This window comes from Methylobacterium sp. 142-1Y (assembly GCF_057747795.1).
Genome location: NZ_CM173224.1, coordinates 638,491 through 662,500 on the forward strand (window position 1 = coordinate 638,491; position 24,010 = coordinate 662,500).

The 24,010-nt window shown below is 69.6% G+C and carries 21 protein-coding genes, 2 tRNA genes and 2 rRNA genes (1 of these 25 cut by a window edge); 11 read left to right on the top strand and 14 right to left on the bottom strand.

The features are described from left to right. Positions 1-63 precede the first annotated feature (63 nt). A complete protein-coding gene (locus tag AC3AOF_RS02935) occupies positions 64-1,269 on the top strand; it encodes an adenylate/guanylate cyclase domain-containing protein (RefSeq protein WP_488347673.1) in 1,206 nt (401 codons plus the stop codon). Between the two features lie 33 nt (positions 1,270-1,302). Here the strand turns inward: AC3AOF_RS02935 and AC3AOF_RS02940 are convergent, their stop codons facing one another. Further along, entirely contained in the window at positions 1,303-2,118 is an 816-nt protein-coding gene (locus AC3AOF_RS02940; RefSeq protein ID WP_488347674.1) for an alpha/beta fold hydrolase, read from the bottom strand. A 216-nt stretch (positions 2,119-2,334) separates the two neighbouring features. Here AC3AOF_RS02940 and AC3AOF_RS02945 point away from each other — a divergent pair, with 216 nt between their 5' ends. After that, a complete protein-coding gene (locus AC3AOF_RS02945) occupies positions 2,335-3,249 on the top strand; it encodes a helix-turn-helix transcriptional regulator (RefSeq protein ID WP_236991035.1) in 915 nt (304 codons plus the stop codon). A 79-nt stretch (positions 3,250-3,328) separates the two neighbouring features. Next, the gene (locus AC3AOF_RS02950; RefSeq protein ID WP_488347675.1) at positions 3,329-4,243 is read left to right on the top strand and encodes a LysR family transcriptional regulator; all 915 of its coding nucleotides are present in this window, start codon (positions 3,329-3,331) and stop codon (positions 4,241-4,243) included. Positions 4,244-4,268: 25 nt separating this feature from the next. Here AC3AOF_RS02950 and AC3AOF_RS02955 read toward each other — a convergent pair whose 3' ends face one another. Continuing rightward, entirely contained in the window at positions 4,269-5,228 is a 960-nt protein-coding gene (locus AC3AOF_RS02955; RefSeq protein WP_488347676.1) for a helix-turn-helix domain-containing protein, read from the bottom strand. A 228-nt stretch (positions 5,229-5,456) separates the two neighbouring features. Next, positions 5,457-6,359 (bottom strand): helix-turn-helix domain-containing protein, encoded by a 903-nt coding sequence (locus tag AC3AOF_RS02960; RefSeq protein ID WP_488347677.1) that lies wholly within the window; start codon positions 6,357-6,359, stop codon positions 5,457-5,459. A gap of 105 nt (positions 6,360-6,464) precedes the next feature. Here AC3AOF_RS02960 and AC3AOF_RS02965 point away from each other — a divergent pair, with 105 nt between their 5' ends. The 3 genes from AC3AOF_RS02965 to AC3AOF_RS02975 all read left to right on the top strand — a co-directional run bounded on the left by AC3AOF_RS02965 (position 6,465) and on the right by AC3AOF_RS02975 (position 9,096). Continuing rightward, positions 6,465-8,021 (top strand): sensor histidine kinase, encoded by a 1,557-nt coding sequence (locus AC3AOF_RS02965; RefSeq protein WP_488347678.1) that lies wholly within the window; start codon positions 6,465-6,467, stop codon positions 8,019-8,021. Next, the gene (locus tag AC3AOF_RS02970; RefSeq protein ID WP_236991039.1) at positions 8,003-8,386 is read left to right on the top strand and encodes a response regulator; all 384 of its coding nucleotides are present in this window, start codon (positions 8,003-8,005) and stop codon (positions 8,384-8,386) included. The genes AC3AOF_RS02965 and AC3AOF_RS02970 overlap by 19 nt, the downstream gene beginning before the upstream one ends. Positions 8,387-8,472: 86 nt before the next feature. Beyond that, positions 8,473-9,096 carry a response regulator transcription factor gene (locus tag AC3AOF_RS02975; RefSeq protein ID WP_488347679.1) on the top strand — a complete coding sequence of 208 codons (624 nt, stop codon included), beginning with the start codon at positions 8,473-8,475 and terminating at the stop codon, positions 9,094-9,096. Positions 9,097-9,139: 43 nt separating this feature from the next. Here the strand turns inward: AC3AOF_RS02975 and AC3AOF_RS02980 are convergent, their stop codons facing one another. The 11 genes from AC3AOF_RS02980 to AC3AOF_RS03030 all read right to left on the bottom strand — a co-directional run bounded on the left by AC3AOF_RS02980 (position 9,140) and on the right by AC3AOF_RS03030 (position 19,787). Next, positions 9,140-10,891, bottom strand: a complete 1,752-nt coding sequence (locus AC3AOF_RS02980; protein WP_488347680.1) for a chloride channel protein — start codon at positions 10,889-10,891, stop codon at positions 9,140-9,142. Positions 10,892-10,901: 10 nt separating this feature from the next. Beyond that, positions 10,902-11,825, bottom strand: a complete 924-nt coding sequence (locus tag AC3AOF_RS02985) for an aminotransferase class IV (protein ID WP_236991042.1) — start codon at positions 11,823-11,825, stop codon at positions 10,902-10,904. Positions 11,826-11,857: 32 nt separating this feature from the next. Continuing rightward, positions 11,858-12,637 (bottom strand): amino acid ABC transporter ATP-binding protein, encoded by a 780-nt coding sequence (locus AC3AOF_RS02990; RefSeq protein ID WP_488347681.1) that lies wholly within the window; start codon positions 12,635-12,637, stop codon positions 11,858-11,860. 15 nt (positions 12,638-12,652) lie between these two features. Further along, positions 12,653-13,318: an amino acid ABC transporter permease gene (locus tag AC3AOF_RS02995; RefSeq protein ID WP_488347682.1), complete on the bottom strand. Its 666-nt coding sequence runs from the start codon at positions 13,316-13,318 to the stop codon at positions 12,653-12,655. Positions 13,319-13,328: 10 nt separating this feature from the next. Continuing rightward, on the bottom strand, positions 13,329-13,994 hold the full coding sequence (locus tag AC3AOF_RS03000) for an amino acid ABC transporter permease (RefSeq protein ID WP_236991045.1): 666 nt from the start codon (positions 13,992-13,994) through the stop codon (positions 13,329-13,331). Between the two features lie 81 nt (positions 13,995-14,075). Continuing rightward, entirely contained in the window at positions 14,076-14,855 is a 780-nt protein-coding gene (locus AC3AOF_RS03005) for a transporter substrate-binding domain-containing protein (protein WP_488347683.1), read from the bottom strand. A gap of 107 nt (positions 14,856-14,962) precedes the next feature. Continuing rightward, positions 14,963-15,676: a GntR family transcriptional regulator gene (locus AC3AOF_RS03010; protein WP_488347684.1), complete on the bottom strand. Its 714-nt coding sequence runs from the start codon at positions 15,674-15,676 to the stop codon at positions 14,963-14,965. A gap of 172 nt (positions 15,677-15,848) precedes the next feature. Then, on the bottom strand, positions 15,849-16,271 hold the full coding sequence (locus AC3AOF_RS03015) for an acyl-CoA thioesterase (protein ID WP_236991048.1): 423 nt from the start codon (positions 16,269-16,271) through the stop codon (positions 15,849-15,851). Between the two features lie 299 nt (positions 16,272-16,570). Next, positions 16,571-17,437 (bottom strand): GNAT family N-acetyltransferase, encoded by an 867-nt coding sequence (locus AC3AOF_RS03020; protein ID WP_488347685.1) that lies wholly within the window; start codon positions 17,435-17,437, stop codon positions 16,571-16,573. Positions 17,438-17,521: 84 nt separating this feature from the next. Continuing rightward, a complete protein-coding gene (locus AC3AOF_RS03025; RefSeq protein ID WP_488347686.1) occupies positions 17,522-18,982 on the bottom strand; it encodes an NAD-dependent succinate-semialdehyde dehydrogenase in 1,461 nt (486 codons plus the stop codon). A 136-nt stretch (positions 18,983-19,118) separates the two neighbouring features. Next, positions 19,119-19,787: a haloacid dehalogenase type II gene (locus AC3AOF_RS03030; RefSeq protein WP_236990300.1), complete on the bottom strand. Its 669-nt coding sequence runs from the start codon at positions 19,785-19,787 to the stop codon at positions 19,119-19,121. Positions 19,788-20,082: 295 nt separating this feature from the next. Here AC3AOF_RS03030 and AC3AOF_RS03035 point away from each other — a divergent pair, with 295 nt between their 5' ends. From AC3AOF_RS03035 to AC3AOF_RS03055, 5 genes are all read left to right on the top strand, one after another. Beyond that, positions 20,083-21,033 carry a 2-hydroxyacid dehydrogenase gene (locus tag AC3AOF_RS03035; protein WP_236990301.1) on the top strand — a complete coding sequence of 317 codons (951 nt, stop codon included), beginning with the start codon at positions 20,083-20,085 and terminating at the stop codon, positions 21,031-21,033. 457 nt (positions 21,034-21,490) lie between these two features. Next, positions 21,491-22,974, top strand: a 16S ribosomal RNA gene (locus tag AC3AOF_RS03040). Between the two features lie 150 nt (positions 22,975-23,124). Beyond that, positions 23,125-23,201, top strand: a tRNA-Ile gene (locus AC3AOF_RS03045). 39 nt (positions 23,202-23,240) lie between these two features. Then, positions 23,241-23,316, top strand: a tRNA-Ala gene (locus AC3AOF_RS03050). 267 nt (positions 23,317-23,583) lie between these two features. Then, a 23S ribosomal RNA gene (locus AC3AOF_RS03055) occupies positions 23,584-24,010 on the top strand (it continues 2,376 nt past the right edge of the window). Together the 16S and 23S rRNA genes with 2 tRNA genes alongside form the textbook arrangement of a ribosomal RNA operon.

Sequence of the window (24,010 nt, forward strand, 5' to 3'; positions counted from 1 at the left end):
GACCGCCGTCATCCGATCCTGCGGCCGCCCGCCGCCCCGGCGGGCGGACCGACCGGGAGGGCCATGATCGAGGATCACGATTCCGGCGGGGGGCCGCCGTCCGGCCTGCGCGATGCGCTCATGCGCTGGCTGCTGCACGATGCGGTGGACGAGCGCTTCCTCGACGACGTCTTCGCGGGGTTCTGCGATCGGCTGCGCCGCCACGGCGTCGCGGTGGCGCATGCGACGCTGCACCTGCGCACCAACCATCCGCAATGGCTCGGGATCGAGATCCTGTGGCGGACGGGCTGCCGCGCGCCGCGCTCGCGCAACCTCGATTACGGGCTGTTCGGGACGGAAGGGTTCCGCGGCAGCCCGGCGGCGCGGATCATGGCCGGCGCCGCGATGGTGCGCCAGCGCCGGGGCGAGACGGGGGACGAGGCGCATCCGGAGGTCGCCGGCCTGATGGCGGTGGAGGGCCTGACCGACTTCGTCGCCTGGCCGCTGCGCTACACGTTGGGCAAGCGCCACATGGCGGCCTTCGCCAGCGACCGGCCGGGCGGGTTCATCCCGGCCGAGGTCGAACTCCTGGCCGAGCTGCTGCCGGCGCTCGCCGTCGTCACCGAGGTGCGCCACAAGAACCGCCTGACGCGCCTCCTCCTCGACACCTATGTCGGACCGCATGCCGGCGAGATGATCCTGAACGGCGCGACGCGGCGCGGCAGCGGCGTCACCGTCGAGGCCGCCATCATGGTGGTCGACCTGCGCGGCTTCACCCGGATCTCCGAGCTGTGGCCGCGCGACGACGTGATCGCGCTCCTCAACGACTATTTCGACGCGGTGTGCTGCCCGGTGGAGCGCAACGGCGGCGAGATCCTGAAGTTCATCGGCGACGGTCTCCTGGCGATCTTCCCCCTCGACGGTCCGGACGTGGGCGGGGCCACGCTCCGCGCCGCCGGGCAGGCGCGCCTCGCCATGCGCGACCTCAACGCGGCCCGCGACGCCGCGGGCCAGGAGCCGCTCGGCTACGGGATCGGTGTCCATGCCGGGGCGGTGATGTACGGCAATATCGGCTCGCGCACCCGGCTCGATTTCACCATCATCGGCCCGGCGGTCAACGTGGCCGCCCGGCTGGAAGGGCTAACGAAGGAACTCGACACCGACGTGCTGGTCTCGGGCGCCTTCGCGGCCCTGCCGGGTGTCTCGTCCTCCCTGACCTGCCTCGGCCGCTTCCCGCTGCGCGGCGTCGGCGAGAAGCTGGCGGTCTACGCCCTCGCGGGCGGGAAGTAGGGCGCGGCGCCGACGGCGCCGCGCGGATGCAGGTCAGCCCTGGATGAAGGCCAGGAGGTCGGCGTTGAGCCGGTCGGCATGGGTCGTCGCGGTGGCGTGCGGCGCGCCCGGATAGACCTTCAGCGTCGCGCCGCGGATCATCTCGGCGGCGAGTTTGCCGGTGGACTCGAACGGCACGACCTGGTCGGCATCGCCGTGGACCACCAGGGTCGGCACGTCGATCTTAGCCATGTCGGGCCGGAAGTCGGTCTCGGCGAAGGCGGTGGCGCAATCGACCGTCGCCTTGATCGACGCCGTCAGGGCGATCTGCAGCGTCTGCTTGAACACGCCCGGCGAGACGGTCATCCCCTTGTTGGTGCCGTAGAAGACCGGGTTGAAGTCGTCGAGGAACTGCGCCCGGTCCTTGACGATCCCGGCCTTCAGGGCGTCGAAGAAGGCCTTGTCCGGCCCGTCATGGTCGGCGGTCCTGCCGAAGATCGGCGTGATGGCGCTGACGAGCGCCAGCTTGGCGACCCGCCCCGAGCCGTGCCGGGCGATGTAGCGGGTCACGTCGCCGCCGCCCATCGAGAAGCCGACCAGCACCACGTCGCGCAGGTCGCGTGCCTCGATCAGGGCAGCGATGTCGTCCGCCATCGTGTCGTAGTCGTAGCCGCCCCAGGGCTGGCCCGACCGGCCGAAGCCGCGCCGGTCGAACGCCACCGTGCGGTAGCCGCGCTCGGCGAAGAACAGCATCTGGGCGTCCCACATGTCGGCCGAGAGCGGCCAGCCGTGGCTGAACAGGATCGGCTGCCCCGCGCCCCAATCCTTGTAATAGATCTCGGTCCCGTCCTTCGTCGTGATCGTCGTCATCGCGAGACTCCCCGTTGGCGGCGGGCACGATAGGGCCGGGACGCTGCCCGGGATTGGACGATCGCGGCGCGGCTTGTGCGGATCCGTCCAGCCGCACCGGGATCCCGGGAGTCCGGACCGTTCGTCCGCTCTGTCCGGACCGGGACGTGGATTTTCGGCGCCCGATGCAGCCGACATACCTGCGCGGATGAAGCCCGACATCGAGACGACGCGGTGGTGACCGGCAGCCCGCCGCCGGCGGACCTGTTTCTCGGCGAGCGGTTCGCCGCGCATCTCGGCGTCGCCGGCGACTGGCTGCATGGCGTCCACCGCGAGGATCACCTGCGGATCGGCGTGACGCGGCTCTCCGGCCGGCACGCCCTGGAGGAGCGGCTGGCGCCGACCGTCGCGGAGGACGCGTTCAGCCTCGTCCACCTCCTGCGCGGCCTCGACCTGCACGAGCGATGGTGCGGGGGCAGACGGGTATTCGGCGGCGCCTACGCGGCCGATACGGTGAGCGTGCTCGACCTGCGCGAGCCGGTGCAGTGCCGGCTCCGCGGCGAGGTCGACGCCGTGCAGTACTACGTCCCCCGGGCGGCCCTCGACGCCTTCGCGCGCGACAACGACGCGGGCCCGGTCGACACGTTGGCCTGGTGCCGGCAGACGCCGGACCCGATCGTCGCGTCGCTGTCGCGGATCCTGCTCGCGGCGCCCGCCGCCGGCCCGGCGAACGGCGTGTTCGTCGAGCAGATCTGCCTCGGCCTGCTCGCCCATTTCGCCGGCACCTACGGCCGGATGCGGCCGGGCACGCCCTGCATCGGCGGCCTGGCGGCCTGGCAGGAGCGCCGGGCGCGGGAGATCATGCAGGCGCGCTTCGCGACGCGGCTGACCATCACCGACATCGCCCGGGAATGCGGCCTGACGGCGAGCCACTTCGCGCGGGCCTTCCGGCGCAGCACCGGCCAGCCCCCGCACCGGACCCTCACCGAGATTCGGATCGAGCGCGCCAAGGCGCTGCTGCGGGACGAGGCCCTGTCCCTCTCCGACATCGCGCTCGCCTGCGGCTTCAACGACCAGAGCTACTTCACCCGCATCTTCACCCGCGCGGTCGGGTCGAGCCCGGGGCAGTGGCGGCGGGCGCATCGGGGGTGAGGGCGCGCGCAGCCGGCGGCTTGTTCCGCCCCCGCCCGCATGGCATCCGGGGGCTCGGCCCGGATCGACGGCAGGGGTGATGGACAAGCTCGCCGGCCTATCGGTGTTCGTGCAGGTCGCGGATTCCGGCTCCTACGCGGCCGCCGCGCGGGTGCTCGGCCTCACGGCGTCCGCCGTCGGCAAGACGATCCTGCGCCTGGAGGAGCGGCTGGAGGTCCGGCTGTTCCACCGCAACACACGCAGCCTCAGCCTCACGGCGGACGGGGTGAGGCTGCTCGAACGCGGCCGCCCGATCATGGAGGCCGTCGCCGCGGCCGAGCGCGAGATCGCCGAGGCGCGCGGGGCCCTGCGGGGCCAGCTGCGCGTCAGCGTCCCGCTGGTCGGCCGGCCGTGGAACCGGGTCTTCCTGGCCTTCATGGCGGCCCACCCGGAACTCGAACTCGAGCTGGTCTCCACCAACCGCCTCGTCGACATGGTGGAGGAGGGGTTCGATGCCGCGCTCCGGATCGGGACGCTGAAGGATTCGCGCCTGCGCACGCGCCGCCTCGGCGGCTTCCGCCTCGTGCTCGTGGCATCGCCCGGCTACCTCGCCCGCAGCGGCGCGCCGGCCACGCTCGACGACCTCGACCGGCACGATTGCCTGCGCAGCCGCAACGCCTCGACCTGCCAGCTCGACGGCTGGCCGCTCGGCCCCGACCACGCCCGGCGCAGCGCCCGCCTGGGCATCCGCTGCATCGCCGACCACGACGAGATGCTGCTGACCGCGGCCCTCGGCGGCGCCGGGATCGCCTGCATCCCGGAATTCTGGGCCTGCGAATCGATCCGGGCCGGCGACCTGCGGATCCTGCTCCCCGACGAGACCGTGAACCGGCGCGAGGTCGCCGCGATCTGGCCGGGCGGGCAGGTCGCCTGCCCGAAGGTCGCGGCCTTCGTGGCCTTCCTGGCCGAGCACCTTCCCCCGGTCCTCGCCGGATCGGAGGTGGCCGGGCCGTGAGCGCTGCCGGAGCGGCGCCCCGAACTCACCGAGAGGCTGGCGCAGGGTTCCGGCTGACGGCTCGTGCCGTCGCCCGGCCATCGGCGACGGCGTACGTCCCCTCGTGGCCGTCGCCATGCTCCCGATGCAGCCGCCGCCACTGCCCCGGGCTGGTGCCGACCGCCTGCGAGAAGGCGCGCGTGAAGTAGCTCTGGTCGCCGAAGCCGCAGAGCAAGGCCACCTCGGCCAGCGGCAGCGCGGTGCCGAGCATCAGGCGCTTGGCCTCGTCGATCCGCAAGGCCGTCAGGTAGCGGTGCGGCGAATGCCCGGTGCTGCGGCGGAACGCGGCGGCGAAGTAGCTCGGCGACAGCCGGCAGGCCTCCGCAACCTCGGTGATCGTCAGCGGCGTGGCGAGGCGGGCCTGCATCAGGTCCCTGGCGCGGCGCTCCTGCCAGGGTGAGAGCCCGCTGCGGACGGGGGCCGGGGCCGGGCCGTCGCCGTAGCGCTCGATCGCGTGGGCGAGGAAGGCCATCGCCACGTGCTCGGCGAACATCGCCCGGGCCGGATCGGGCTCGGCCATCTGCGGGAGCAGCAGGTCGACGAGGCCTGCGGCGACCGGGTCCCGGTCCGCCCGGGGCCAGGCGAGGCGCGAGGGCCGGGCGAGGCCTTCCTCCCGCGCGAAGGAATCGAGGAGGGCGTGGGGCAGGTAGAACTGGACCACGTCGAGGGGGCCGCTCATCGTCGAGACCGGCGAATCCGTCAGGCTGACGACGCTGACGGCCTGTTCCGGCACGCCGCCGCAATGCCGCTGGCGCCCGCCCACCGTGAAGGCGTGGTGCTGCAGCGGCTGGAGCTGCACCACGATGCTGTAGGCCGCCTCCTGCTTCAGCGGTGCGGTCCGGGTGCCGGGGGCGAGCACGCCGCGCAGGCGGGTGACGACGAGGGGGCTGCCGCGATGGGCGAGCGTCAGGGACGAGTCCGCCGCGACGCCGATATGGCGGGCCATGCGCTCGCCGTTCAGGCCGCTCGCCCGGTTCGACGGGAGAGGCCTTGCCCGGTCGGGCCGGCGCGCGGCACCTGATCTCGCCTCGCGGCGATCATGGGATGCAAGGTCAGGGGAAGATCTGGGACAGTCGTTGAGATTCATTCCAATCACCCGGCTCTGACGGGTTCATGATCTCATCCTCTGCGACAAGCGTCTTCGCGATTCCTGCTCTGTCGTTTGCCGTCCTTGCTATTGCGGGCTTTGCTGGCGGCGATAATCCCCCGGGGTGCAGCCGGTGGCGCGCTTGAACGCGCTGGTGAAGGTGGATTGTCCGGAGAAGCCAGAGCGCAGGGCGATCTCGCCGAGCGGCATCCCGGTCCGGGCCAGGAGACGGCGCGCCTCCTCGAGGCGCGCGGCACTGACGAAGCTGTGCGGCGTGCTGCCGGTGACCGCCTTGAACATCCTGGCGAAGTGGAACGGGCTCAGGCAGGCGACTTCGGCGAGTTCCGCCACCGTCAGGTCGCGGTGGAGGTTGTCGCGGATGAAGTCCGTCACCCTGCGGATCCGGGCCTGGCAGGTCGATCCGGCCTCCTCCGCGTCCGCGCCGTCCGGGCGATCGTGGCCGTACATCTGCGCGAGCCGCGCCACCAGGGAGAACGAGGCCGCCTCGACCAGCATCCGCCCGGCGGCGGTCTCGGTCCTGAGCTCGCGGCCGATGGCGAGCCCGAGCTGGCGCACCAGGTCGTCGTCGACATCGGCGAGGTAACGGACCGCGTCGGCGCGGATGCGGGCATCGCCGTAGAGGTCGGCCATGCGGGCGAACCCCTCGGCCGGCAGGTAGACGTGGAGGATGTCATGCAGGGGGCCCGAGATGACGATGTCGTCCTCGGCCACTCCGACCGGGCAGAACCACACCGTGCCGGCCTCGACGGCATTCCGCTGGCGCCTCCCGGCGCCCTTCCGGCTGACATAGGCGCCGGGGCTGCGCCGCGTGGCGATGGTGATCTCCATCTGGGTCGGCACGATCGCCGGCAATTCGCCGGGCGGGTGGCAGCGCAACTCCGCCGCCACGCCCGACCAGCCCCTTCCTTGCGAAGAGGCGACGAGGCCGGCCCTGGGAAACTTGAACGCGCCGTGCCGATGCAGATCCATGCGCGGCAATGTCCAAGCCGCGGAGCCTCGACGCTATTATACACCCGTATCGGCGACGGGGGCGCCCGGCTTCGCCTACACACCGCTCCCCAACTGGATGTCGGCATGAACCAGGGCTCGGCACAGGTCTTCTCGCGGTGGCCCAGCCTCGCTTCCGCCGGCGACGCCTCCGCCGCCGCCGACGCGCTGCCGGCCTGGATGCTCTCCGCGCCGCGGCGCCGTTGGCCGGGTCTCGTCGGGGATGCGGGCAAGGCCGGCCTCGCTGTCGGGATGCCGGCCGTCGTCGTCGGATGCTGGGCGGGCCTCTCCGGCGGGAACGGCTGGATTTCGGCCGCCGCATTCGCCGCCACGGTGCTGGGCATCCTGCACATCGCCGGCCTGCGGCGCCGGCTGCGGGCGAGCGAGGCGCGGTTTTCCGCGATCTTCGAGCGCGCCGGGATCTCGATGTGGCGGGAGGATTGGAGCGCAGTCGGCGAGGCCGTGGCGTCCTTGCGCCGGGCCGGGGTGTCGGACATCGAGGGCCACTTCGCCGTTCGGCCCGCGGAGCTGCGGGCCTTGTGCGGCAGGGTCCTGATCCGGGACGTCAACGCCTTCACGCTGGAGGAGACCGGAGCGCCGGACAAGACGGTCTTCGTCGGCCCCCTCGACCGGCTCCTGCCGCCGACCGACCAGACCTTCGTGCAATGGCTGGTGGCGATCGGCCGGGGCGACCGCTTCTTCCGCTCGGAGGCGCACATCGTGGGGGCCGACGGCAACCAGGCCGACGTGCTGTTCACCGCCATGCTGCCGCGCGATCCCGAGGGCTTCTCCGACATCCTCGTCACCTCCCTCGACATCACCGCCTACAAGCGCGCGCAGGCGCGACTGGCCGAGGCGGAGAGCGGCCTCGCCCGCGCCGCGCGCTCGGTCACCGTGGGGGCGGTGAGCGCGTCGATCGCCCACGAGGTCAACACGCCGCTCGCGGCGATCGCCGCCAACGCCCAGGCCTCCTTGCGCTGGCTCAGGCGGCCGGAGCCGGACCTCGCCGAGGTGACGGCCGCCCTCGAGGACGTCGTCTCCGAGGCCAGGCGCGCCCGCGACGTGGTCGCCCGCACGCGCTCGCTCTTCGGCACGGCCGCCCCGGCGCCGGTGCCGATCGATGTCGTCGAGGCGGCGCGGGAAGCGACGCTGATCGCCGAGCGGGAGCTTCGCGCCAACGGCGCCGCCGTCCTCCTGACCGCCGAATCCGGTCTCCCGCCGGTCGCCGGCGACCTCGTCCAGATCGAGCAGGTGCTGGTCAATCTCCTGGTCAACGCCGCCCAGGCGATGGTGGGATCGCGCGGGGGCCGGACGATCGGGATGAGCGTGCGGGCCGAGCCCGGCGCGGTCCGCGTCACGGTGAGCGATACCGGCCCGGGCGTGGCGCCCGAGGAGCGGGCGCGCATCTTCGCGCCGTTCCACTCCACCAAGGCGGGCGGCATGGGCATGGGGCTGGCGATCTGCCGGACCTGCATCGACGCCCATGGCGGCGACCTCTGGGTCGACGAGGCGCCGGGCGGCGGCGCCGCGTTCCACATCAGGCTCCCGGTCCAAGATACGGGCCAAGATACGGGCCAAGATACGGGCCAAGATACGGGCCAACATCGGGCTCGAGACCCGGCCTCATGCCCGTCGCCGGCCTGACCTCCCGCCTCGTCGCGATCGTCGACGACGATCCCGCCGTCGGCCTCGCCCTGTCCCGGCTGATCCGCTCCCTCGGCTACGCGCCGATGCTGTTCAAGGAGGCCGGGCTCCTGCTCGCCGCCCTCGGCGCCGTCGAGCCTGCTTGCGTCGTCACCGACCTGCAGATGCCGGGCCTGTCGGGCCTCGACCTGCTGCAGCGGCTGCGGGTGCGCCGCCCAGGCCTGCGGGTGATCCTCGCCACCGCCGCGCCGAGCGCCGCGAACCGCCGGCAGGCCCTCGATGCCGGGGCCTTCGCGTATCTTGCCAAACCCTTCGAGGCCGAGGAACTCGCGCGCTGCTTGTCGGACGTGTTCGACACGCCGTGATTCCGTGTTAGACCCCATAAGGTCGCGCTACCCGAAGGGCCCGACGGCGAGCCCACCGCGGGAGACGCAGCGCAAAACCCAGCCTCATGCAGACCGGCACCGTTCACATCGTCGACGACGACGCGGCCCTGCGGACGGCGCTCGTGCGCCTCTGCGTCTCGGCCGGTCTGAAGGCCCTGGGCTACGCCGACGCCTCGGCGCTGCTTGCCGATCCGGGCATCGCCCGGCCCGCCTGCATCCTCCTCGACGTGCGGCTGACCGACGAGAGCGGCCTCGACGTCCAGGCCCGGTTCCAGGCCTCCGGCACCACGATCCCGATCGTCTTCCTGACCGGCTACGGCACGATCCCGATGACCGTGCGGGCGATGCGGGGCGGGGCGGTCGAATTCCTGACGAAGCCCGCCGACGACGAGGCGATCCTGGAGGCGATCGCGCGGGCGCTCGCCCTCGACGCCGCCGCCCAGGCCGCCCAAGCCGCCCAGGCCGCGCTCGCGGGCCGGCTTGCCTCCCTCACTGGCCGCGAGCGCGACGTGTTCGGCCTCGCCATCGGCGGCCTGATGAACAAGCAGATCGCCGCGGAGCTCGGCGTCTCGGAGATCACCGCCAAGGTCCACAAAAGACGGGTGATGGCGAAGATGGAGGCCCGCTCGCTGGCCGACCTCGTCCGGATGGCGAGCGAACTCGGCATCGACGCGCCCCGCCAGCGGTGACCGGCCGTGAGGCCCCGGGCAAGGCCATAGCGGGGCAGGGCGCTCAGGTCGGCGCCAGGTCGCGGCTCGTGCGGTCCAGTTCCTCGCTGTAGCGGCGTAGCGCGTGCTGCTCCGTCAGGAGGCCGATCACCCGCCGGTCGCGGGCACCGGCCACCACCGCGAGCGCATCGGCCTCCGCCCGCTCGAACACCGCGAGCGCCTCCTTCACGTTCATCTCCGGCGTCAGGACCTCGTCGCACAGGTGCAGGACCTCGCCGAGCGCTTCGACCTCGCGCGCTGCATCGTGCAGTTCCTGAACGTAGGCCATGCCGGCATAGAGGCCGTCGGTGCCGAGCACGACGACCCGCTGCGTCGAGCCCAGGGGGAATTCACGCCGGAAGCCCTTGACCGGCATGTCGACCCGCACGGTGCGGATGTCCGGCCGCATGGTCCGTCCGACGGTGAGGCTGCGGATCCAGCCGACATCGAGTGCGCTGCGGATCGATTCGCCGCGCAGGTGGAAGCGCCACGTCGCGAAGGAATAGCCGAAGGTCCGCCGCACCGTCAGCGAGGCGACGACCGAGGCCGCCAGCACCGCGATGGTGAGCGGCAGGCTGCCGGTGGTCTCGAGCGCGAGGAACGCCATGGTGAGCGGACCGCCGAGGATCGCCGTCGCCATGGCGCTCATCCCGACGATGCCGAGCACCACCGCCGGGACCTGGAGCGAGAACAGCGACATCCACGCGAAGGCGACGAGCTTGCCCAGCATCGCGCCGAGGAAGAGCGAGGCGAAGAACAGGCCGCCGCGAAAGCCGCTGCCGATCGAGATGGCGGAGGCGACCGCCTTCAGGACGATCAGCGCGACCAGGAAGGCCGGGGTGTAGAACGCCTCGAACCCGACATGCAGGGCGCTGTGGCCCGAGGAGAGCACGGCCGGGGTGACGAGGGCGAGGGCCCCCACGGCGAGCCCGCCGAGGGCCGGCTGCAACGGGACCGGCACGCCGCTGCGGCGGAAACCCGCCTCGACGAGGGGCACGCCGCGCATCACCGCGATGGCGACGCCCGCGCAGACGAAGCCCATCGCGAGGATCGGCGCGTAGTCGCGAAGCGCCAGCGTCCCGGCGAACCCGATCTGGAACGAGGACGGCTCGACGAGAAGCCGCATGGCGCCGACCGCGCAGATCGACGCCGCGGCGACCGGCGCCAGCGAGCCGATCGCGTAGGCCCCGATCACCAGTTCGAAGGCGTAGAAGGCGCCGGTGAGCGGCGCGTCGAAGGCGGCGGCAATGGCCCCCGCGGTGCCGGCACCGACGATCACCCGCATGTCGCTGCGCCGGAGCCGGAACGCCCGGCCGAGCTTGGAGGCAAGCGCACCCGCCGCCTGGGTGTAGCCCGCCTCCATGCCCACCGAGGCACCGAAGCCGTTCGACAGGAGGGTCTGCGCCACGACGATCAGGCTGTCGCGCCCCGAGATCCGGCCGCCATGGAGGGCGTTGGCCTCGATCGGGTCGACGATGCGGCCGGTCCGGCGGTAGCGGGCGAGCAGAATGCCGAAGCCCCCGAGGAGCAGCCCGCCGAGGGCCGGGACCAGGAGCGCCCGCCAGGGCGCGACCGCCTCGGCCCCGCTCAGCGCCTCGCTCGGCAGGCCGAACAGCCGGACATGCATCGCCCGCGCCGCCAGGACCATCGCGGCGACGACGAGCCCGGCGAGGAACCCGACGAGGCCCGAGAGCAGCGCGACGAGGATCTCCTCCTGCCGCACGAGGCGGCGCAGGACGAAGGAGGGCCGCCACGCGGCCGCCCGGCGCAAGGCCATCGCGGCGATCCTAGCGGAGCGTATAGGCCTGGTAGAGCCGGGCGACCTCGGCGGTGACCGGGCCCGGCGCGCCGGTGCCGATGCGGCGGCCGTCGATCCGGGTCACCGGAGTGATGCCGCCGAGCGTCCCGGTCACGAAGGCTTCCTCGGCGGCATAGGTCTCGGCCAGGGTGAAGTCGAGCTCGCGCACGGTGCCGCCGGCCTCGCGCCAGACCTCCATCACCTTGCGGTGGGTGATGCCCTTGAAGTTGCACCGCCCCGTCGAGGTCCACAGCTCGCCTTTTCGGACGATGAAGAAGTTCGTCGAGTTGCAGCTCGCCACGAAGCCGGACTGGTCGAGCATCAAGGCCTCGTCGGCCCCGCAATTGATCGCCTGGATCAGCGCCTGGATGAAGTTGAGGCGGCTATGCGAGTTGAGCCGGAGGTCGAACACGTCCGGCGTGCTGCACCGGATGGTCGAGGTCATGAGGCTGAGCCCGGCCGCCTTGGCCTCGGGCCGCGGGGTCTTGTACTCGGCGATGATGACGATCGTCGCCCGGCCCAGAGCGAAGCGGGGATCCTGGTTCGGCGTGCGCTTGCGGCCGCGGGTGACCATCAGGCGGATATGGGCGCCGTCCCGCATCCCGTTGCGGTCGAGGGTCGCCCGGATCGCCGCGACTATCTCCTCGCGGGCGAGCCCGATATCGAGGGCGATCGAGCCCGCGCCCTCGTAGAGCCGGTCCATGTGGTCGTCGAGGGCGAGCAGCTTGCCGTTGACGAGGCGCAGGCCCTCCCACACGCCGTCGCCGAGCACGAAACCGGCATCGAAGACCGAGACCGACGCCCGGTCGCGGGGGACGAACTCGCCGTTCACATAGACGAGCACGCCGTCGTTGCGGGGATCGTCGAGATAGCCCTGCGCGCTCGACGCGCTGGTGGTCTGGGTGCCGGACAAAGGAAATCCCTCGAAAGATGACGGGAGGCGCGTCAGAACGCGAATTCGCTGTGGCGGGCGAGGAAGCTGCGGGTCCGCTCGCCGCGCGGGGCTTTCAGCACTTCGTCGGGGGTGCCGACCTCGTCGAAGCGGCCGTCGGCCAGGAAGACCACCTTCGTGGCGAAGTGGTAGGCGAAGCCAAGTTCGTGGGTGACGAGGAGCATGGTGCGCCCTTCCTCGGCAAGACCGCGGATCACCCGAAGCACCTCGCCGACCAGTTCTGGATCGAGGGAGGAGGTGGGCTCGTCGAAAAGCAGGATCTCGGGGTCCATCGCCAGCGCTCGGGCGATCGCCACCCGCTGCTGCTGGCCGCCGGAGAGCCGGCTCGGATAGGCGTCGCGCTTCTCGGACAGGCCGACCTTGCCGAGTTCCGCCTCCGCCCGGGCGCGGGCTTCCGCCCGCTTCATGCCCTTCACGGTGACGAGGCCTTCCATGACGTTCTCGCGCGCCGTCTGGTGCGGGAAGAGGTTGAACTGCTGGAACACCATGCCGACGCGCCGGCGCACCCCGCACAGCTCGCTCTCCGGATAGAGGGTCGCGCCGTCCCGGCCCGGCCGGCCGAGCACACGGCCGTCGAGGGCGATCCGCCCCCGCGTCGGCATCTCCATGAAGTTGAGGCAGCGCAGGAGCGTGCTCTTGCCCGAGCCCGAGCCCGAGCCGCCGATGATCGCGACGCGCTCGCCCGGCATCACCTTGAGGTCGATACCGCGCAGGACCTCGTGCGGCCCGAACGACTTGTGGAGATCGTGAACCTCGATCGACGGTGTGGTCATCGCGGGCGAAATCCTTCAGCTGCGGGCGGCCAGACGCCGCTCCAGGCGGGCGGAGAGGACGCTGCCCGGATAGATCAGGACGAAATAGACGATCGCCACACTCGTCAGAATCTCGAGCGGCCGGTAATAGGTCGAGCTCAAGAGCCGCCCCTGATACATCAGTTCGTGTACCGAGAGCACGGAGGCGAGCGAGGTCACCTTCGCGAGTTCGATGGCGCGATTGGTGAAGGCCGGTAGCATCCGGCGCAGGACCTGCGGCAGGATCACCCGCCGCATCGCATGGGATCGGGTCATGCCGAGCGCCCGCGCGCCCTCGAACTGGCCCTTCGGGATCGACTGGATCCCGCCGCGAAAGATCTCGGCGCAATAGGCGGCGGTGTTGAGGGTGAGCCCGAGCAGGGCCGCCACGAAGGGCGTGAGCTGGACGCCGATGACGATCGGGCAGGCGTAGAAGAACCAGATCAGCTGGATCAGGACCGGCGTGCCCCGGAACACCTCGATAGCGCCGAGCGCCGGCTTCGCGATCCAGCCCGAACGGGACAGCCGGGCGAGGCCGAGGAGAAAACCGAGCACGAGCCCGGCCGCCATGGCGGGAATCCAGAGTTCCACCGTGACGAGGAGGCCGCGCAGCAGCACCGGCCAGTTCTGCACGAGCAGGCTGAAATCCCAGTCGTAGGTCATGTCCGGGACCTCAGCGATAGGCGGTCAGGCGCTGCTCGGCCAGGCGCGCCAGCGCACTCGCGGTGATCAGCAGAACGAGATAAAGGAGAGCCACCACGGTGTAGACTTCGAGCGGCCGGAAGGTCTGGCTGTTGACCTGCATCGCCTGGTAGAGGAGCTCGCCATAGGCGAGGGTGGAGGCGAGCGCCGTGGTCTTCGTCAGCTCGAAGGAGCGCTCGACGAAGGGCGGCACCATGCGGCCGACCGCCTGCGGCAGGATCACCCGGCGCATGACTTGCGCCCGGCTCATGCCGATGGCCTTGGCGCCCTCCCACTGGCCCCTCTCGATCGAGACGATACCGCCGCGAAACACCTCGGCATAGAACGCTCCGGACTGGGTCGAGAGCGCCAGGATCGCCGCGGCGAGGGGATCGAGGCTGATATCGGCCAGAACCGGCAGCGCGTAGAAGAACCAGAAGAAATGCACGATCGGCGGCGTGTTGCGGTAGAACTCGATGAAGCCCGTCGCCGGCGCCCGCACGAGGCGGGACGACGACAGCCGCATCAGCGCCAGAACGAGCCCGAATCCGACGCCGAGCACGATCGACACGGCCGCGATCTTGACGGTGTTCAGGAGCCCGAGCGCCAGCATGTCGAGATGGCGCAGGACGGGCATGAAGTCCCAGGTGTAATTCATGACCGTCCTCCCCGGTGTGGGTCGTCAGGCCCACTTCTCGCGCACGAGGCCGGGGACGGTCGCCGGATCGATGCCTCGGGCCTAGAGGTATTTCGAAAAATACTCCTGCGGCTTGCCGGCAGCGTAGAGGGCGGCGAAGCGCGCGCTGAGCCAATCCTTGAACGCCGGATCGCCGTCCCGGCGGATGCCGGCGCTGGTGGCGACGGGGGTGACCGGCTTCAAGAGCATCACCTTGCCGAGCTTGAGCCGGGCATATTGCACCACCAGGGCCGGATGGAACTGCGCGACGGCATCGACGCGCTTGGCCGCGAAGGCGGCCACCGCCTCGTCGTTGTTCGAGAACCGGCTGATGCTGGCGGATTTCAGGGTCTCGGTCACCGTACGGTCGACCGAGGTACCGAGCGTCACACCGATGCGGATGCCGGGCTTGTCGAGGTCGGACCACGCGGTCGCCGTCTGGTCGGGCCGCACGAGGGCGCCGGCGGCGTAGTAGAAGAGGGGGCTGTCGGGAAAGTCGATCGCCTTGCGGCGTTCCTCGGTCGGGTCGAGGACGAACATGACGTCGATCTGGTCGGCCTGGATCGCCGCGACGCAATTCGCCCAGCTCGTCTCCACCGGCACCATGGTCACGCCGAGGTCGCTCGCCAGCGCGTTGCCGAGATCGATGCCGACGCCGCTCCAGGTCCCGGCCATCGGGTCCTTGAAGAACCACGGCTCAGCCGAGGTGACGCCGATGCGCAGGCGGCCGCTCCGCATGATGCGGTCGAGCGAGTTCGTCCCCTGAGCCGCGGCGGGGCGCAGGCCGGCCATCGTCCCCGCCGAGGCGAGGGCGAGAGCGAGGAAGTCGCGGCGACGGGTCATGGATGCTCTCCTGGGGTGGTTCGGTCGCCGGCCTGCGGCGCGCTTCGTCTCGTCGTCGGCTGCGGGCAGGGCCGAGCCCTTCGCAGGCGGCATGATCGGCGCGGCGTTCACGGGCGCGCCTCCTGCCGGCGCTCGCGCTCGTCGAGGAAGGCCTTGGTCTGCTCGGCGCCGCGACGCATGTGGCTCTCGATCTCGCCGCGCATCGCCTCCCAGTCGTCGCCGAGGGCGAGGCGCAGATAGGTGTCGTGCCCGTCGCGACGGGGCCCGCGCAGCCCGTGGGCGCGGTGATGGGCCGCCCAGTAGAGCTGCAGCCGGCCGCGCAGGCCATGCCAGACGTGCAGCAGGAAGGAATGCCCGGTCGCCTCGTAGACCGCGCCGTGAAAGCTCAGCTCGGCGAGGATGCTGGCCTTGTCGTCACCCGCATCGATCGTCGCCGTGAGGGCCTCGTGCCGGCGCTGCAGTTCGCTCCGAAACGCCGCGCCGCGCCGGTCCCAGACCAGCTCGAACGCGAAAGTCTCCAGGTTGCGGCGGATCGAGTAGATCTCGTCGACGTCCTTGACCGAGATGTCGATGACGTAGGTCCCCGTGTAGGGAACCGTCTCAAGAATGCCTTCCTCGATCAGCTGCCGGATCGCCTCGCGCAACGGGCCGCGGCTCACGCCGAACTGCTCTGCGAGCGCCGTCTCGACGAGCTGCGAGCCGGGCGCGATGTCGCCGCCGAGAATCGCGTTCCGGAGGCTGTCGGCGATGCGGCTTCGGAACGTGTCCTTGGGGACGCGGGCAAAGCCGTCGGTCGCGGGTCTCGGGCGCTGGGCGTTCATCCGTGGCCTCTCTCATCGTCGATTGTCAACAATCGACGGACTGACGCAAGAGAGGGCGTGCACGATTTTCGAGCATCAGCGCCGCGCCCGTACCCGACGTGCGGCCTCTCGACGTGTCAGATGGGCCTTCGGCGGCCCAGGGCCGAGGCCGGACGGGCGTGGGCCTGGAAGCTCACGCCGGACCCGGCGCCTCGGACGCGGCCTCCGGCGGCACCGGGCGCGGGCGCCTGGATTCGTCGATCGCCACGAAGGTGAACAGCGCCTGGGTGACCTTGATGGTTTCCTCGCTCTCCCGGGCGCGGCGCCAGGCCTCGATCTGGATGCGGATCGAAGAGCGGCCCACCGAAACGATCTTCGCGTAGAGGCTGACCTCGTCGCCGACGACGACCGGCTGCAGGAATGTCATGCCCTCGACGGCGATGGTGGCGCAGCGCCCCCGCGCCCGGCGGGCCGCCACATTGCCGGCGGCGAGATCCATCTGCGCCATGAGCCAGCCGCCGAAGATGTCGCCGGCCGGGTTGGTATCGGCCGGCATGGCGATGGTGCGGATGACCGGGGGACCCCAGGCGGCGGCTTCGGGCGGAGTGCTGGGCATCGGCAGGATCTGTTGCAGGAGGACGAGGACGGGATCCTTCTTAAAGCGTACGTCGCCCAGGGTAAGTTCGAAATTTCGGCATTCGGCCCGGCACCCGGGCGGGCATGCTCGAACATTCCATAATCATCCTTATGCGAACTGCATTCGCGGCTGAACTGGGCCGACTGAAGGTGGTCATGTCCCCCGGTTGCAGATCGCAGGAGCGCTTTCCTCGCATGGTAAAGAGGACCGGAAGCATCGCTCCCGATCCTCTCCGGCAGGAGAGTCGGCTGGGCGAGCGCCACCCCGCCGCTCCCCGTTTATCCCAGAGCCTGGTTGGCCAGGGTGAAAGGCCGGGCCGGGCCGATCCGGGGCGGCAGGCCGCGTGTCATCGTCACGGACACATCGACGTTGGCGAGGCCGCAAGCCTCCGCGAAAGCGACGAGCGGCCCGTTGCGCTCCGGCGTATCGATGCGCAGGAACGCGTCGGCACGAGCCCGCACGTGCGGGCTCAGCAGCGCGATGGCGGCCTCGGCGTCCGGTGCCACGGTCGGGCCCGCGATGTGGCCACGGCCAAAAGGCCGGCAGATCGAGAAGCCGGTGATGCGGCCCTCTTCCTCGATAACGAAGGTCCGGGCCACCCCGCGCAACACGTCCAGCAGCCGGGCCCGGTCGCCGCCGACCGCTTCGCGATCGAGCATGGCGATGGCGGGCCAGTCGGCCTCGACCGCCGGGCGCACCCGCGGGTCGTCGACAGCGGCGGACGCGTTCACGATGCCTTGGTACTGCGTGTTGCCGCCGGTCACGCGAAAACCCTCGGATTCGTAGAGGGGCCGGCCCGCGACCGTGGAGGTAAGCCGGATCGTGCGGTCGCCCGCCGCGGCGAAGAGTTCCCGCATCAGCCGCCGACCGATCCCCTTGCCCTGCATCTGCGGCGAGACGATCACCATGCCGATGGTGGCGAGCCGCGCTCCGAAGGGCCACCACATCGCCGAGCCCATCACCCGGCTGGCCTCGTCATAGGCAACCAGGCCGTGACCGACCTCCAGCATCATGCGCCAATCCTCCGCCCGGTGCGGCCAGCGCGCCTCGATCGAGAGGCCGTGCGCCGCCTCGATGTCGGCTTCGGTCATCGGACGGATCGTCGGGGCGGCGTCCGCCGACGCGATCTGGGCTGAATGGGTCATCGCGTCGGGTCTCCTAAGAGCAAGAGATCGAAAGCGGCAGCCCGCTCCGTGTCGAGAGCCGGGGTGCCGGAGGGTTGGAGATGGTCAGAGACCGCCCATATGGAGCGACTTCAGCTCCAGGTACTCGTCGATGCCGTAGGCCGAGCCCTCGCGTCCGAGGCCCGACTGCTTGACGCCGCCGAAGGGCGCCGCCTCCATCGAGACCGTGCCGGTGTTGAGCCCGACCATGCCGAATTCCAGCGCCTCGCCGACCCGCCACGCCCGACGGATGTCGGAGGTGTAGAAGTACGAGGCGAGGCCGAACGGCGTCGCATTGGCGATGGCGATCGCATCCTCCTCGCGGGAGAAGCGCATTAGCGGCGCGAGTGGCCCGAAGGTCTCCTCCACGGCGAGCCGCATCCCCGTATCGGCGCCGGTCAGGACCAGCGGCGGCACGAAGCGACCGCGCACGGCATCCGGATCGCCCGCGACCAGCCGGGCACCTTGCTTGAGCGCGTCGTCGAGATGCGCCGTCACCTTGGCGGCGGCGGCATCGTTGATCAGGGGGCCGACGGTAACCCCGGCCTCGAAGCCGTTGCCGACCTGGAGCTTGGCCGCGGCCTCGGCGAGGCGGGCGGCGAAGCGGTCGTGGATGCCGTCCTGCACCAGGATCCGGTTGGCGCAGACGCAGGTCTGGCCGGCATTGCGGAATTTCGAGGCCATGACGCCGGCAATCGCCTGGTCGAGATCGGCATCGTCGAACACGATGAACGGCGCGTTGCCGCCGAGTTCCAGGCTCAGCCGCTTGATGGTGGGCGCCGACTGGGCCATCAGCAGGCGCCCGACCGCGGTCGAACCGGTGAAAGACAGCTTGCGCACGGTCTCGCTGCCGGTCATCTCGGCGCCGATCGGCCCAGGCGAGCCGGTGACGACGCTGAATACACCCTTCGGCACCCCGGCCCGCTCGGCGAGCACCGCGAGCGCGAGCGCCGAGAACGGTGTCAGGTCGGCGGGCTTGACCACGATCGGGCAGCCGGCGGCGAAGGCCGGCGCCACCTTGCGGGTGATCATCGCGATCGGGAAGTTCCACGGCGTGATCGCCGCGCAGACGCCGACCGGCTCCTTGAGCACCAGCACCCGGCGGTCGCCGACCGGTGCGGTGAACACGTCGCCGGTGATGCGGCGGGCTTCTTCCGCGAACCACTTCACGAAGCTCGCGCCGTAGGCGACCTCGCCGCGGGCTTCCGCCAGCGGCTTGCCCTGCTCGGCGGTCATGATCGCCGCCAGGTCCTCGGCATTCTCGAGGATCAGGGCGTTCCAGCGCTCCAGGATCGCGGCGCGCTCGGCCGGCGAGGTGCGGCGCCAGGCCGGAAAGGCGGCCTCGGCGGCCGCGATCGCCGCACGGGTCTCGGCGCCACCGCAATCCGGCACCGGACCGATGGTCTCGCCCGTCGCCGGATCGGTCACGGCGAGGCTGCCGCCTGCATCGGCGTCGCGCCACTCGCCGGCGATGAAGGCCTGGAAGCGCAGGAGCGCGGGATCGCGCAGGCGGTCCTTGGTGAACATGGGTCGTCCTCGGGGCGTAAAGTCGGGGGGTGGATCGGGCCGTGGCGCGCGTCGAGCCTCGCTCGTCCGGCGGCCGCGCTCCGGGGCTGGATCGCGGCGACCGTTCGGGATCGCGAGATCGGCCGGGCTTGCCTCCTTACAGGCCGAGCAGGCCCGGCAGGCCGCCGATGTCCTTGATCTCGTGGTAGCCGTAATAGGGGTTGGCCGGCTCGTGGCCGCGGTTGACCCATACCTTGTTGGTGATGCGCAAGTCATGCGCGGTCATCAGGTCGTAACGGAAGCTCGAGGAGCAGTGCAGCACGTCCTCGGGGCCGCAGCCGAGTTGGTCGAACATGTACTCGAAGGCTTGCATGCGCGGCTTGTAGGCCTGAGCCTCTTCCGCCGTGTAAGCGCCGTGGAACGGCGCGCCGAGCTTGGCGACCGAGTGCGGGATCAGCTCCTTCATCGAGTTCGACAGGATCACCAGGGGGAATTCCTTGGCGACCTTGGCCAGCCCCTCGACGACGTCCGGATGCGGGCCCCAGGTCGGCACCGCGGCGTAGACCGCGTCGGCGTCGCTGTCGCGGTACGCGACGCCGTTGGCCTTGCAGGTGCGGATGAGAGAATTGGCGACCACGTCCTTGTAGGGCTTCCAAGGGCCGAGGACCTCGTCGAGGCGGTAGGCCGAGAAGTCGGCCACGAAGGCGTCCATCCGCTCCGCCGGCACCCGGTCGGCGTAGAGGCGGCGAGCGACCGGCGCCATCTCGAAGTAGATCAGAGTGCCGTAGCAATCGAAGGTGATGAACTTGGGGGCCAGGCGGGTCATCGGGATCTCCCTGCGGTGTTCAACCGTAGTGGAACCCTAAGGGCCACCGGCTGCGCTCGGACGCCGATGTGCTGCCCTTGGAAGTGGTGTTCCTGCGCTTTCGCCGTTGCCGGACGGCATGTCGTGCCGGGCACCCCGGTGCGGCAGCCTCTGCCGCCACGGGGCGCCCGCCACGTCGTTCCGTCTGACGGCGCCCGGTGATTCAGCGTCTCCCGCGGGTCGAGCCTTCCTATGATCGGTCCATCGGCGGCTCCGCCCGGAGGGCTGCCGCCTCTTCGAGCCAGCGAGGCCCCCGATGACCGCCCCTCTTACCGCTCGGCCCCTCGTCGCCTACAAGTCGGACCCGGTGCGCGGCGCCATCTGGCACGACATCTTTACCCGCGAGGCGCCGGATCTGCGCCTCCTCGACTGGGCGCCGGAGGGCGAGGCGGCCGATGCACCCTATCTCGTCGCCTGGACGCCGCCGGGGGATCTCCCCCGCGCGATGCCGAACCTAGACGTGCTGTTCTGCATCGGGGCCGGCATCGACCACCTCCCCGTCCATGATCTGCCGCAAGCCGTGCAGGTGGTGCGGATGGTCGATCCCAACCTCACCGCCTCGATGGTCGAGTACGTCGTCATGGCGGTGCTGGCGCTCCACCGCGACCTCCCGTTCTACCGGACCGAGCAGGCTGCCGGGCGCTGGACCCCGCGGCCGGTGCGGCCGGCAGCGGAGCGCCGGGTCGGCATCATGGGTCTCGGCGTTCTCGGCCAGGCGGCAGCACAGGCCTTGCGCAGCTTCGGCTTCCCGATCCGCGGCTGGAGCGCGTCGTCGAAGTCCATCGACGGGGTCGAGACCTTCGCAGGCGACGCGACCTTGAGCGACTTCCTGTCCGGCACCGACATCCTGGTCTGCCTGCTGCCGCTCACGGGTGCGACCCGCGGGATCCTGAATCGCGACCTGTTCGCCCGCCTGCCCGCCGGTGCCGCCCTGGTGAATACCGGTCGCGGCGGCCACGTGGTCGAGGCCGACCTGCTCGCCGCCCTCGAGAACGGCCGGCTCTCGGGCGCCGTCCTCGACGTGCTCGCGGCCGAGCCGCCGCCGGCCGATCATTCGCTCCTTGCACATCCCCTGGTGCTCGCGACGCCGCACATCGCGAGTGCCACCCAGCCGGCCGGTGCCGCCCGGCAGGTGATCCAGGGCGTGCGCGCGCATCTGCGCGGCGAGCCGATCGCGCACGCTGTCGACCGCTTGCAGGGATACTGAATCCGGCTCTTGAACGCAGGACGTGCATCCCCATTTTGGGATGCGGTGTCGGCAGGGCGTGGGCAATCCCCTCCCCTGTCGCCCTGGCCGCGATCCTCGGATAGGGCTGTGTTGACAGGCGAGCCGGCTACCCTTAGACAGCCGCTCACCGACGGGGCGCCGACGAACTGGCCGCCGCGAAGGACTTCCCCAGAGATGGTGAAGCAAGGGCCAGGGAAACCCGGCTCGGCTTTCTGTTCTCCGGGGTACGAGGTCTGGCTCCCGGCCCGACCCGCTCTTTGACAAGTTCATACGAGAAAGAGAAGCGTGGACGGCGTCGTCCCTGCGGATCCTGCCTTCGGGTGGGATCATGAGTAGGATGATGCTGATCCGACGTTTCGGTGCTCACACGATCCGGTGGAAACGCCGATCGGTCGTGAGCCTCCGTTTTAGTTGTGATCAGCTATGATCAGCTCTTCAACTTGAGAGTTTGATCCTGGCTCAGAGCGAACGCTGGCGGCAGGCTTAACACATGCAAGTCGAGCGGGCCCTTCGGGGTCAGCGGCAGACGGGTGAGTAACGCGTGGGAACGTGCCCTTCGGTTCGGAATAACTCAGGGAAACTTGAGCTAATACCGGATACGCCCTTATGGGGAAAGGCTTGACTGCCGAAGGATCGGCCCGCGTCTGATTAGCTAGTTGGTGAGGTTACGGCTCACCAAGGCGACGATCAGTAGCTGGTCTGAGAGGATGATCAGCCACACTGGGACTGAGACACGGCCCAGACTCCTACGGGAGGCAGCAGTGGGGAATATTGGACAATGGGGGCAACCCTGATCCAGCCATGCCGCGTGAGTGATGACGGCCTTAGGGTTGTAAAGCTCTTTTCTCCGGGACGATAATGACGGTACCGGAGGAATAAGCCCCGGCTAACTTCGTGCCAGCAGCCGCGGTAATACGAAGGGGGCTAGCGTTGCTCGGAATCACTGGGCGTAAAGGGCGCGTAGGCGGCTGATTTAGTCGAGGGTGAAAGCCCGTGGCTCAACCACGGAATGGCCTTCGATACTGGTTGGCTTGAGACCGGAAGAGGACAGCGGAACTGCGAGTGTAGAGGTGAAATTCGTAGATATTCGCAAGAACACCAGTGGCGAAGGCGGCTGTCTGGTCCGGTTCTGACGCTGAGGCGCGAAAGCGTGGGGAGCAAACAGGATTAGATACCCTGGTAGTCCACGCTGTAAACGATGAATGCTAGCCGTTGGTCTGCATGCAGGTCAGTGGCGCCGCTAACGCATTAAGCATTCCGCCTGGGGAGTACGGTCGCAAGATTAAAACTCAAAGGAATTGACGGGGGCCCGCACAAGCGGTGGAGCATGTGGTTTAATTCGACGCAACGCGCAGAACCTTACCATCCCTTGACATGGCATGTTAGGCGGAGAGATCCGTTGTCCTCTTCGGAGGCGTGCACACAGGTGCTGCATGGCTGTCGTCAGCTCGTGTCGTGAGATGTTGGGTTAAGTCCCGCAACGAGCGCAACCCACGTCCCTAGTTGCCATCATTTGGTTGGGCACTCTGGGGAGACTGCCGGTGATAAGCCGCGAGGAAGGTGTGGATGACGTCAAGTCCTCATGGCCCTTACGGGATGGGCTACACACGTGCTACAATGGCGGTGACAATGGGCAGCGAAGGGGCGACCTGGAGCGAATCCCCAAAAGCCGTCTCAGTTCGGATTGCACTCTGCAACTCGGGTGCATGAAGGCGGAATCGCTAGTAATCGTGGATCAGCACGCCACGGTGAATACGTTCCCGGGCCTTGTACACACCGCCCGTCACACCATGGGAGTTGGTCTTACCCGACGGCGCTGCGCCAACCGCAAGGGGGCAGGCGACCACGGTAGGGTCAGCGACTGGGGTGAAGTCGTAACAAGGTAGCCGTAGGGGAACCTGCGGCTGGATCACCTCCTTTCTAAGGATGCTGTTGGCAGGATGATCGGGTGACCGGTCCTCTCCTCGTACGGCGTCATTGGAATCAGAACCCAGTCAGGGTTCATTTGGCGGGACGCGCCGTCTTCGTTTCTCTTTCTCATCATCCGGACACGCTGGTGGAACCAGCGACGGGCCTGTAGCTCAGGTGGTTAGAGCGCACCCCTGATAAGGGTGAGGTCGGACGTTCGAGTCGTCCCAGGCCCACCAGGATCAGGAGATGACCTCTGCCGATGAGCGGCGTCCCACGGGGCTGTAGCTCAGTTGGGAGAGCGCGTGCTTTGCAAGCATGAGGTCGTCGGTTCGATCCCGTCCAGCTCCACCACCCTCCCCTGCCAATCGGCAGTGAGGTCGAGGGTCGTCCGGATCAAAGAGCTTCGCAACCATCAACGCATCAGCGGGTGGCTGCGGATATCTGACATCGTGAAGAGGGAATGTGCCCGGGCCGTTGCGAAAGCGGCCGGCTCGGGTGCGTTCGGCAAGCATAAGGCAGTCGCTGCGAAAGCGGTGGCTGCCGGTCTTTATCGTGACCGTGGATGGCGGTGACGACAGCTACGGCTGTCGGTCACCACCGGACACCGATCATGAGAGCGATCAAGTGCCTTAAGAGCATCTGGTGGATGCCTTGGCGCTGAGAGGCGATGAAGGACGTGGTACGCTGCGATAAGCCTTGGGGAGCTGCGAACGAGCTTTGATCCGAGGATCTCCGAATGGGGAAACCCACCTTCAGCCACCGTATCGTAGGTCCAGGAGCGATCCTGGGTCTGCGCTACGATGGTTTGAGAAGGTATCAAATCCTGAATTCATAGGGGTTTGAAGCGAACCCGGGGAACTGAAACATCTCAGTACCCGGAGGAAAGGACATCAACGAGACTCCGTCAGTAGTGGCGAGCGAACGCGGACCAGGCCAGCGCCTGGCATGACGCTTACCGGAACGGCCTGGAATGGCCGGCAGGATGGGTGACAGCCCCGTACGGGACAAGCCAATGCCAGGACACGAGTAAGGCGGGACACGTGAA